The 10343-nt window shown below is 39.0% G+C and carries 9 protein-coding genes and 1 pseudogene; 9 read left to right on the top strand and 1 reads right to left on the bottom strand.

Annotated features, from left to right (window positions below):
- Positions 1-1013, top strand: a 1013-nt coding sequence (locus tag F7D73_RS15650; RefSeq protein ID WP_153126233.1) for a plasmid recombination protein, incomplete at its 5' end; no start/stop codon positions are given.
- A gap of 486 nt (positions 1014-1499) precedes the next feature.
- Here F7D73_RS15650 and F7D73_RS15645 read toward each other — a convergent pair.
- Positions 1500-2711, bottom strand: a complete 1212-nt coding sequence (locus F7D73_RS15645) for a hypothetical protein (RefSeq protein ID WP_153126230.1) — start codon at positions 2709-2711, stop codon at positions 1500-1502.
- Between the two features lie 351 nt (positions 2712-3062).
- On the opposite strand from F7D73_RS15645, the gene F7D73_RS15640 reads away from it, so the two are divergent.
- The 8 genes and pseudogenes from F7D73_RS15640 to F7D73_RS15600 all read left to right on the top strand — a co-directional run.
- Complete coding sequence (locus F7D73_RS15640) at positions 3063-3656, top strand: C39 family peptidase (RefSeq protein ID WP_022328649.1); 594 nt, start codon at positions 3063-3065, stop codon at positions 3654-3656.
- A 10-nt stretch (positions 3657-3666) separates the two neighbouring features.
- The gene (locus tag F7D73_RS15635) at positions 3667-4050 is read left to right on the top strand and encodes a hypothetical protein (protein WP_106812876.1); all 384 of its coding nucleotides are present in this window, start codon (positions 3667-3669) and stop codon (positions 4048-4050) included.
- A 697-nt stretch (positions 4051-4747) separates the two neighbouring features.
- Positions 4748-5527: a hypothetical protein gene (locus tag F7D73_RS15625; protein ID WP_153126229.1), complete on the top strand. Its 780-nt coding sequence runs from the start codon at positions 4748-4750 to the stop codon at positions 5525-5527.
- Between the two features lie 20 nt (positions 5528-5547).
- Complete coding sequence (locus F7D73_RS15620; protein WP_153126227.1) at positions 5548-6462, top strand: FimB/Mfa2 family fimbrial subunit; 915 nt, start codon at positions 5548-5550, stop codon at positions 6460-6462.
- Positions 6463-6523: 61 nt separating this feature from the next.
- Positions 6524-7438: a fimbrillin family protein gene (locus tag F7D73_RS15615; protein WP_153126225.1), complete on the top strand. Its 915-nt coding sequence runs from the start codon at positions 6524-6526 to the stop codon at positions 7436-7438.
- A 33-nt stretch (positions 7439-7471) separates the two neighbouring features.
- On the top strand, positions 7472-8461 hold the full coding sequence (locus F7D73_RS15610; protein ID WP_153126224.1) for a fimbrillin family protein: 990 nt from the start codon (positions 7472-7474) through the stop codon (positions 8459-8461).
- Between the two features lie 31 nt (positions 8462-8492).
- Positions 8493-9986: a fimbrillin family protein gene (locus tag F7D73_RS15605; RefSeq protein WP_153126222.1), complete on the top strand. Its 1494-nt coding sequence runs from the start codon at positions 8493-8495 to the stop codon at positions 9984-9986.
- Between the two features lie 224 nt (positions 9987-10210).
- Positions 10211-10343, top strand: a pseudogene (locus F7D73_RS15600) (site-specific integrase); the annotation flags it as partial.

Here is a 10343-nt window from a genome sequence, read left to right as displayed (position 1 = left end):
CATTCGGCAAGGAGAATGTCGTTTCGGTGGTTCTCCACATGGACGAGCACACGCCACACCTCCATGCCTCAATCGTTCCGATAGTGACAGGCGAGCGAAGAAAGGCGAGGAGTAAGACTACGGACGAGGGCAAGCGGACATACCGCAAAAAAGCCAATGCCGTGAGGTTGTGTGCCGATGATGTACTCAACCGAGACAAGATGATTGGCTATCACGACAGTTATGCTGAAGCCATGAACAAGTATGGCTTGATGAGAGGTATCCGTGGATCGGATGCGAGGCATACCACCACGGCACAGTATTACCGCAACATCAAGCGAGAGACGGAGAGACTTCAAAACTGCATGAAACTATTGCAATCCGATGTAGAGGAAGCAGAACAACTTCTACAACAAACCAAGAGTGAAATCAGCACGGAGAAGCTACAGGCTGCTAAGATGGAAGCCAAGACCGCCCTTGTTTCAAAGATTGGTTCTCTTTTGGGCAGTGGAAAATTGAAGGAGGTGGAACAACACAACCGAAAGTTGTGTGAGCTTGTGACAGACCGAGAGCAATACATTGACGAACTCCATGAGAAAATTCAGCGAACGGAGGACAGTCACAGCAAACAACTTGACGAGATGCAGCGGAAGCACCAATCGGAGGTTGCGAATTTGGAGAGCAAGCACTCCACGGAGGTAACGATGCTCAACGACATCATTCGCAAAGCCAAGCGTTGGTTCCCGATGTTGGAGGCACGCTTGCAAATGGAAGACCTGTGCAGGAAGATAGGATTCACAGTCGAGCAAATCGGAGTGCTTCTGACCGGAAAGGCACTCAACTTTAGCGGTTCACTCTATTCCGAGGAACACAGAAGAAAGTTCAATGTGGAGAATGCGGAAATCAAGGTGTTTTCTGATTCTACCAAGCCGAACCAACTGTTTTTGTATATCAATAGACAGCCTATTATAGAATGGTTCAAGGAGCAATGGAATATCTCAAAAGATAGAAGAAATCATCATTTTCGATTATAATCAGATTTGTATCTTATGGCAAGGAGCAAGGAACAAACGCGCAAGGTTCTTCTCAAATTTTAGTACAAAATCTTTCTCTAATTAATGATAAGAACCATTTGATAGTCTCCAGAACTCCATTTTATGTATAGCGGTAAATGTCTCCCAAAACCTATATACATAAATGTAATAAAATTTAAGAAGAGCCAACGCAGCAAAATATATTTGTCTGCATGGGTATTTAGTACACACTACCTAAAACATTGAGAATGAGTGTATCTTGCAATAAATAGTGCAGCTATTTCATAAAAACCACTAAAAGTCTTAGGTATCACTTGTAACACTTCTGTTGAAAATCAACCAGTTTGATATTCTATGTGAAGTTTTTGTAAGCTCTAAACGCCTATACAGATATATTTGAATGTTTTTTATCCAGCAATCGTCCCTACGTATGCGTGATTTAAATTTAAACCTGTTGGCGAGTAAGAAATCGTCAACAGGTTTATATCATTTGTTCAGCAATGTAAAATCTATAGCTTGTACAAATCTATAATGTTCTTGAGTATTTGTATCTTCAAAAGAAAAAAGTTGATTTTTTATAATTTGCTCTAAATTAAAAATTTCCTTTTCTGTAATATCAGGTGCAAAAGTCAGAGAAAAACTGACTTCTTCTATTTTTCCACTTTGACCATCAAATACAGTTAAGCAAATGATTTTTTCATTTCTTTCGGCTAGATACTTTATACGTTCTTTTGAGAATACTTGTCTGACTATAGAATCTACAGGGATACATTTGTTGATTTTTAAAGTACTAGATACAGCAATATTGGCAAAAGAGATTTTGTTTTGTGCATTTTTGATAATGTTCTCTTTTACTATAAATGTTTTTCCTTTATATTTGAAACTTTGGGGTAAGATTGTACTGTTTTTTGAACTAGCCAAAGCGATACTTTTTGTATTTTTGCCAAAATTATTCCCTATAATATCTATAAGTTTTGCTACAAGCACATTGCTCATAACGTAATCTTTGTAAGGAGAAGGAGAACTTTCCTTGAAGTCCTGAGCAAATTGCCACCAAGAAATATTGTTATAACCAGATTCTACTGCGGTAAAATTTGGAAATGAAGATGTTGGATTAAATGAATACACCCAATTGATATATGAATTGTAATACTTATTGCCAGAACCATCTAACTGTGTTCCATAAGGCGCATGAATAACATCTTGAATGAATTTTGATTCGAACTCTATATTTAGCATGGCAGTTTTTTCATATGTGCCAATTCCTCCAAAATACACATTATCTTGGTTCATATGTATGAACTCTTCTGGATAAGTTGTGTTATTTATAGCATTGCTTGTTAAAAATGACAGGATTTTTGTACTATGGTCATAGGCAGCAGGATTCCCATTCATGCCTTTAGATGTAATATTTACATCTGAAAAATTGTATTTTTTATCTTTTGCATAATTATGTAGCCACTTAATAACAGGATAGTCGTTACAGCAATTTGTTATTACTGAGTTTAATTTGGTTGTGGAAGCCGATGGTAATGACACCTTTTTAGCAATCTGATAGATGTTGTAGTTTCCGGTGTAAATAGACAAAGCACGATTTTGCTGAGTCTCAAAATCATGAGCGAGAAAGCTGTCATCATTAGTGCAACTGAGTAATGATGAACAGAATGACACTATAAGAAAAAAATATAAATGTTTCATAACTATTGAAAATTAAATGTTTATTTTGCAAAGATAGAGTAAAAATGTTATCATTGTACTTTAATCCTATAAAATTTAACGTAAATTATACGCAAAACAAAAAATGCTCTTCTTTCGAAAAACTTAACCATTAAACATACTTTGCATCCAAATAATTACAAGACAAGAGAAGTAGTTGTGTATAAAAACAAACAAAGATAGATTGTTAAAAAGGATAAATAATTTTAATTTTTCAACACTTAAAATATTTTTTTGTAAATTTGCAAAAAAATATAGAATCTTGTAGGTTTAAAAATGGTTGCTACAAGTGCAAGAATTGAATGACGAAACCATTTGGAAAGGAAAATGTATATGAAGATAAAACATTTGTTATTTTTTATTCCTGTGACTTTTTTGGTCGCATGTGAAGGGACTGATTTAATCGAGCCAGACAATGTGTCGAAAGAACAGATTTCCACTCAAATAATTTATAACCCGACAAAATATTCAAAACAAAAAGGTGATGTCTTTGTCAAAAGTAGTTTGCCAACAACAATGGCAAAGCAAATACCTAATGCCTGCGTAACATCAATTATGGAGTATGCAAACAATAAAGTTTTTGGTGGAACAGTAAATGAGGGAGCGTATATTCTATATTATACACAAACATATAATTCAAATCCTTTGATTGATGGTGTTTCTTTGGATTATATCGAGCCTTTTGTAACACATTTCTTTAAAACTCAAACATTTACAAATTATAAGTCTGCAATAGATGCCAAGCATCCCGTCATGACTGATGTAAATAGCCAAATAGAAAGCTCTGCCCATAATGTGTTATGTGTAGGATATAACTCCAATACGGGTGCTGCTATTTATATGGACCCTGAGCTTGCTTGTATGTACTCAGTTAATGCTGGGTATTTTTTACAAGATTATAATATAGTATTAACAGGTATAAAGTAATTAAATAAATATGAAGTTAATTTTTAAATATTTTTTTATTTCTCTATTGTTCCTAAATGGGCAATTAGTTCATGCACAATCATTTAAAATCGACAGCTTAAAAGGTAAAAAATGGGAGTTGCAATTGCCAAAAGGAAAGTCTTATACTTCGAATCTTATATTCAAAGATACGACATACACAACTAGTTTCTCCTTTAATGGACAGACTCATACTATAGAGAAGCCATACTTAATACAGCAGGAAAACGTAGAAACATTTTATGTTATTTTTCCATCAGAAGGAAAGGGTACAAAAACTTTCCCTGTTAAGTTTAAAGTTTTAGAATTTACCGACAAGTTGCTAAAATTGCAAAATACAACAACAAATGTTGTAAATACGTATTTCGCAAAATAAACAACTAGTAGATTGTAAAGTCTAAAAGTTTAGTAAGGCACGTGTGATATTTCATCAATCATCAGTATGTGACGAACGACGTTTTACTCAACTTTTAGACTTTACAGACTACTAGTAAGACCGTGCTTTTTGCAACATATTACTCTGTTTGATATTTTTTGTTTAATAAAATTCTTAGATTCATTATTTTTTTTGTATTTTTGCAGCCGAAAAGAGTTGTTAGGCAGCAAACGTATGCAGATTGCAGAATTTAGAACTGTTGCTAAATCATTACCTCTATTGAGGTGAAAAACTCATAAATAGTTCATTTTTAGCTATTCGGCTGATTTTAGCGTAATTTTCTAAGAAAAACACTATCTTTGTGCCATGAAAGAAATAATAGAAACTATGCCAAGAATAGAATTAGCCCTGATCATCATCGGGGTGTTTGTACTCATATTAGGTATTATCTTGGGATATGCCATGATACATGAGTACAGGATATATCTTGATGATCACTATAAGGCTCGCTATAGCTTTCGTGACTTCATCAAGAGGGAACGCTTTTATATATATTTGTTCTTCGCATCCATATTTATCTTCCTAACAAACCTCTTGTATTTCCTGGAGTGAGTTTCGGATAGAATGGATGAATTAGCTTTATGGTGGATACTTGTCCTGTAATTGGAGATAGATCTTTATTTTTACGGTAAAAAAAATGAATGATATGATAAATTATTTGACAACAAAAAATCGGTTGCTGGTAGCAATACTTGCATTTATTCTTCCATTTTCTTTTGCGAGAGCAGAAGCAAAAGAAGATGGAAAGACTATTTCGCAAGGCTGGTACGTCGGTATTGAGGGTGGAATGCCTTTCGGTTTCTCTACTTTCTCAAGTTTCGGACATGACAAGACGCACCTTGGTTGGGCTGCTGGCATATATGGTGGCTATCGTTTCAACTCCATCTTCTCGGCTGAGTTATCTGCCAAGTATGGAGAGATGAACTTGTCTGCACAAGACTGCTGCGTAGAACGCAACTATTGGTTGGGTAGCGACGGCGTGCTTTACAAGGCAGGTGTCTTAGGCATGGACAGTTGGGAATATGCCAATCTGAAAAGCCATGTCAGAATGGGACAATATGGGGCAAGAGTGAATATCAATCTCCTTGGGTTGTTCCCTCAAACAGCTGACAGCCGATGGGATTTGGCTGTTTCACCTCATATATATGCAGTAACGACCAAAGCTGACATCCATACTATAGCCGATGATGCCAAGGTGATGAAAGGTTCTACCAACTGGCATTTGGGTTATGGTGCAGACTTGCAGGTGGGCTACCAACTGACTTCATGTCTGAAATTGGGCATCTATTCCGGTTTGACTCGTCTTACTGGCGAACGTATGGATGGAATGCCGGAATATCAGCATAAGAACAACTTTGTATGGGAAAGTGGAGTAAGATTAGGAATCAACTTGCCTTTTACCAATCATCATCAGTAACCCATAAAACAAGATAGAAAATGAAAGCAAAAAGAATATTTAATATTTGGTTATGGGTGCTGTTATGCGTCCCATGCCTGTTGGCAAGTTGCGACCATGATGTTCATTCTGATGAGGATGAGGGTGGTTTGTCGGTATCGCTCACTTGGGCAGATGAGGCCGACCAAGGTACGGAAGTGAAAGACGTGAAGCTCTGGATATTCAATGCCGATGACGGTTCCTTAGTTGAGGAAAAACATGATGGAAGCACGCAGGAGGTAGCAAGCCAACGCTTTGCTCTTCCTGTAGGGCATTATCAGATTCTGGCTGCCACCAACCTTATAGAACCGTTTTTTATCAGTGAGGCTACAAGGGCAACCCTCAACATGAACCAACTCATGTTTGGATTGTCCAATCCAAGTGCCTCTCCCGACCATGCCTATTATGGTGTCACGGACATCGGTATAGACAAATCAAATGTCAACTACATAACAAAAAATGAAATGCGACATATACTTGCAGAATTGACCATCTTCATTGAAGGAGTTCCAGACAATTTTGCAATGATAGGCAAGGTTCTGAATGTGGCAACCGGACTCCTTCCCCTGCAAAAGAATGAGGATGGAACATTCGGGACGGCAAGCTATACCAAGGAAGAGTGTGATATACCTTTGAGAATCGCAGTGCCTGGCGAAACTTTAAAAACGGAAACATTACGCTTGATGCCGACAGCCAACGGTTTACATACCACCAAGTTGTTTATCCAATTGATTTCTCCTGGGGGAGTAGTTAGCAACTACGACATCGAAGCACCCGTCATGAAATCTGGCGGCAAGTACAAGATAAACTTGGAATTTGAGGAGATGAAACCTTACATGTATCTTACGAGCACGAAGATAGATGATTGGACTGAGGAATGGATTTATCGTGGTGAAATCCTGAATCCAGAAGATTAAGCGACCCTCTCATTTACGCAAGAATCAAAACAAGAATATAAACATATAATAGTAAAAGACAATGAAAAAGAAAACTTATCTCTTTACCCTGATGGCAATGGCTTTGACATTGGGCAGTTGTTCTGACAACGAGAACGGTATCGGAGGCGAGACCTCCAAGTACATCACCGTTTCAACCAGTATCGGCAATATGACACGTGTTGCCACAGATGAGAAGGGTGGACAAACCTTTGAGGAGGGTGATGAAATCAGTGTGTATGCCTGGACTGGCGATGCAACTGTTGCTCCAGAGACACGCGAGCGTGTGGTGAATAACGCCATCAATAAGCAGACAAACGGCTCATGGGTATCCACTCCACAGATGCTTTGGAAGAACAACCGTGACAAGCATTATTTCATCGGTGTCTATCCTACAGCAGCAATATCCGACCTTTCTGCCGGAGAATATACATTCGATGAGACAAAGCAAGTGGAAAGCGACCTCTTGGTGGCAGTCAACAAAGATGGCTTATCCTATAATGTCGATGAACAGCAACCTGTTCCTCTTACCTTTACCCATGTAATGGCAAAACTTGTGGTGAACCTTACCTATAAGAACCAGTGGGGAACAGAGGGACCTACCGTAGATAAGGTAGCTGTAGGCAATGCCGCAAAAAAAGCAACCGTCAATTATCTGACCAAGGTTGTCACCCCATCTGCTGTAGCAGAAGATAAAGCTGACTTCGACATGCCGGCTATAACTGCCAACAAGCAATATGCTTCCATCATCATCCCGCAGGATGGTGTTCAGAAGATTACCATCACCATTGGCGGCAAGGACTTCATCTACGACAACGGCACACCTTTCAAGTTAGAGAGTGGTAAGATTACCACCATCAACCTGGAGGTAGGACGTGATATCATAAAACTTGGCGATGTTAACATCTCCGACTGGGGTTCTACAGGCGAACCTATCAAGGGTGAGGCTTATGATTAACTTTCTTAAAATTAAAACATAAAATTCAACAATATGAAAGCAATTAAAATATTAACAATGGCAGCTTTGGCAACGGCAGTTGCCAGCTGCTCCAACGATGAGGATTTGGCACAGAACAATTATCCAATGGATAATGTGGTTAGAATCATGACGAGTGTAGATGGCATGAATACCCGTGCCTCTTACGGAAACAGTACGGACAAGCTTAAATCGTTCGGCTTCTGCATCAAAAATGCTAATAGCGAAAAATATACCTATGATAATATCAAGGTATCACAGGAAGGCAGCAATTGGATTCCGGCTACCCAGATGTTGTGGCAGAATTCAACTACCGCTGTTGATATTCTGGCTTATGCGCCATATCAGGAGACTACCGAAGATGCAAATGGCAAAGTTAAAGTCTTCGGAAAGACTGATTATGCCTTTTCTGTAAAAGAAGACCAAAGCAATGCTGAAGACTATTCATCCGACCTTATTGTATATAAGCAAACAGGATTCACGCCTGGTTTGGAATTGAATACCAGCAAAGCGGTTGATGTCACATTCACCCATCTCCTCAGTCAGCTGAATCTCACTATCGAGTTGAGAGACCAGTTTAATCAGGATGAAGAAAAGCCTGTTACGTCAGCAACCGTAACTGATGTCAAGGTGGATGGCACCTTTATCAGCAGTAAGGTGAATTTTGCAGCAGACCCTATAAGTTTTCAATTTAAAGGTACCAGAATGTCAAGAGCCATTACTCCAGAAACAGTAGAATTCACGAAGGCTGATAAAACAACCGACCATGCCACCTTCAAATATTCTGCCATTGTGATTCCACAGAGAGTTTACGCAGGATCATTCTGTATCTCGTTTAAGGTGGATGGCACTGATTACATCTGGACATCCACCAGCGATGTGAATTTTGTATCTGGTAAGAAACATGACCTGCTTCTGTTAGTTGGTAAGGATGTAGTGCAAGGGGGCACCATAACAGCGAAGCCTTGGGGAGAAGAAACCATTACCGAAAAAGAGACTGATTAAAGAATTGTTTGACATTTAAAATAGACAAGATATGAAGATTACAAGATATATGGGAGCATTTGCAGTTATAGCAATGCTTGCCGCTTGCTCTACTGATGACGAACTGGGAGCTAACACTGCCGCCAATGAGGTGAAGATTGCTGCCACCGTTGGTGGAAACAGCATTTTTACCCGTAGTAATCCTGTGGGTACAGAAGCGGAACAACAGAGTTTTAATGAGAACGATGCTATCAGCGTAACTACTGAGGGTAAAACCGTGATTTATAAGAAGACGGGCGAGGTATGGGCACCTGCGAATGCTGGTGACTATCTGGTCTGGACGGGTAATGCCCAGGCTTTCGAGGCTTGTTATCCTGAGAAGGCGGATGAAAGTACCACCAATTCTTTCTCTGTAGGTTATGTCTCAGCAGACCAATCTACAGTTGACAAAATAGAGAAGTCAGATTATATGATAAGCAGAGAAGCTATAGAAAAGGCATATATACCTTCCGACAGACAGTTGACATTGAACTTTGAACGTCAGACGGCTCGCGTCATTGTCAAAGTAAGCGGGTTTGGAGATGAGTTCAAAGATCTTAACCCTACGCTTTCTGCCGTAGAAGTTTATTCTAAGCTGAAAGTTCCTGCAGGAGAAAGTGACAGCTACGCAGCTATCCAAGCTTGTAAAAAAGAAGAAAATGGCAGCAATGTATTCTATGCTTTGGTATCTCCTGGAGCTGCCAATTCTACAGAGAAATTCCTCAAACTCACTGTGACATACAATGATGGTGAGGGCAAGGCAACTCAGACTACAAAACTGGATGTAACGGGAATTCCTGCTCTTGACAAAGCTATGAGCTATACCTATGATGTAAAAATAGGTAAGGACAAAGCTACAATAGGAAATGTAAGTGTTACGGATTGGGGGCCTGGCGATGACATTACTGGTGGCGATGCTGTAACAACTACAGAAAATGCTGTACTAATTATAAAAAATGCTTTGGCTGCGGGCAATAAGAACATTGAAATCAGAAATTTGCCTGCAAATGCAGATAAGAGTGTGTTTGATGCTATAAGAGAAGCTCTAAAAAGTGCAAGTGAAGGCAGTATAGAATTAACTGTTTACGGAGTTGAGACTTTGCCGTCTAATGCATTTTCGAATTGTCAACCGCTGAAAGTTATTAACTTGCAAGATGTAAAGCGTATAGACAGGAATGCTTTTCAGGAGTGTAATCGTCTTGAAACAATCTATGCTCCGAGAGTTTCATCTATAAGTCACGATGCCTTTCTCAATTGTAATTGGCTAAAATCGGTGACATTAGGTAATATTTCCACTGCAGGTATCCGTATCTTTGATTTTGTACCTACTGAAGGTGTAGATTTAACTTTGTCAAAAGATCAAAAGGTTATGACAGGAAGTGATGATGAAGGGTGGCAATCTGTTGAATCTAAGTATGCAAGGTCTGATGATCATATACGAGTACGATTTTTCGGAAAAAGAATGACTAAAAAAGCAAAAAATAGCAGATTTGGGCTTTTGTTTTGAGTTTCAGGTGGTTGTGGCAGTTGTTGGCTTTAAGTGACGTTCGTGAGGAAATGCGAAAATGGCGGATTTGAGAAGTAGAAACGCTTTCAAGTCATTACCTCAAAGAAACTCTCTAATAAGCATTTTTAACGGCTTCGGTTTTTACTTCTCAATTCTGCACAGGTTGTGAATTTGCCATGCAACTCTCATGATTTAATTTTGCACAGAACAAAAAGCAAGGAATTATGAGAAGTACATTCAAGACAGTCTTCTATGTAAACGGAAGCAAGGAGAGAAACGGAATTGTCCCTATCATGGGACGTGTGACAATCAACGGAACTATCGCACAGTTCAGTTGCAAGCTGAGCGTGACCAAGG

It is taken from the genome of Segatella copri (genome assembly GCF_009494395.1).
GTDB lineage: Bacteria > Bacteroidota > Bacteroidia > Bacteroidales > Bacteroidaceae > Prevotella.
The sequence above is the reverse complement of the archived record's forward strand: the minus strand, read 5'-3'. Positions and strand labels throughout refer to the sequence as shown.

Bases quoted from the DNA above. Each gene is read 5' to 3' on its own strand.
- F7D73_RS15645 (WP_153126230.1), bottom strand. From the start codon at position 2,711: ATGAAACATTTATATTTTTTTCTTATAGTGTCATTCTGTTCATCATTA.
- F7D73_RS15625 (WP_153126229.1), top strand. From the start codon at position 4,748: ATGAATGATATGATAAATTATTTGACAACAAAAAATCGGTTGCTGGTA.
- F7D73_RS15610 (WP_153126224.1), top strand. From the start codon at position 7,472: ATGAAAGCAATTAAAATATTAACAATGGCAGCTTTGGCAACGGCAGTT.
- F7D73_RS15635 (WP_106812876.1), top strand. From the start codon at position 3,667: ATGAAGTTAATTTTTAAATATTTTTTTATTTCTCTATTGTTCCTAAAT.
- F7D73_RS15615 (WP_153126225.1), top strand. From the start codon at position 6,524: ATGAAAAAGAAAACTTATCTCTTTACCCTGATGGCAATGGCTTTGACA.
- F7D73_RS15620 (WP_153126227.1), top strand. From the start codon at position 5,548: ATGAAAGCAAAAAGAATATTTAATATTTGGTTATGGGTGCTGTTATGC.
- F7D73_RS15640 (WP_022328649.1), top strand. From the start codon at position 3,063: ATGAAGATAAAACATTTGTTATTTTTTATTCCTGTGACTTTTTTGGTC.
- F7D73_RS15605 (WP_153126222.1), top strand. From the start codon at position 8,493: ATGAAGATTACAAGATATATGGGAGCATTTGCAGTTATAGCAATGCTT.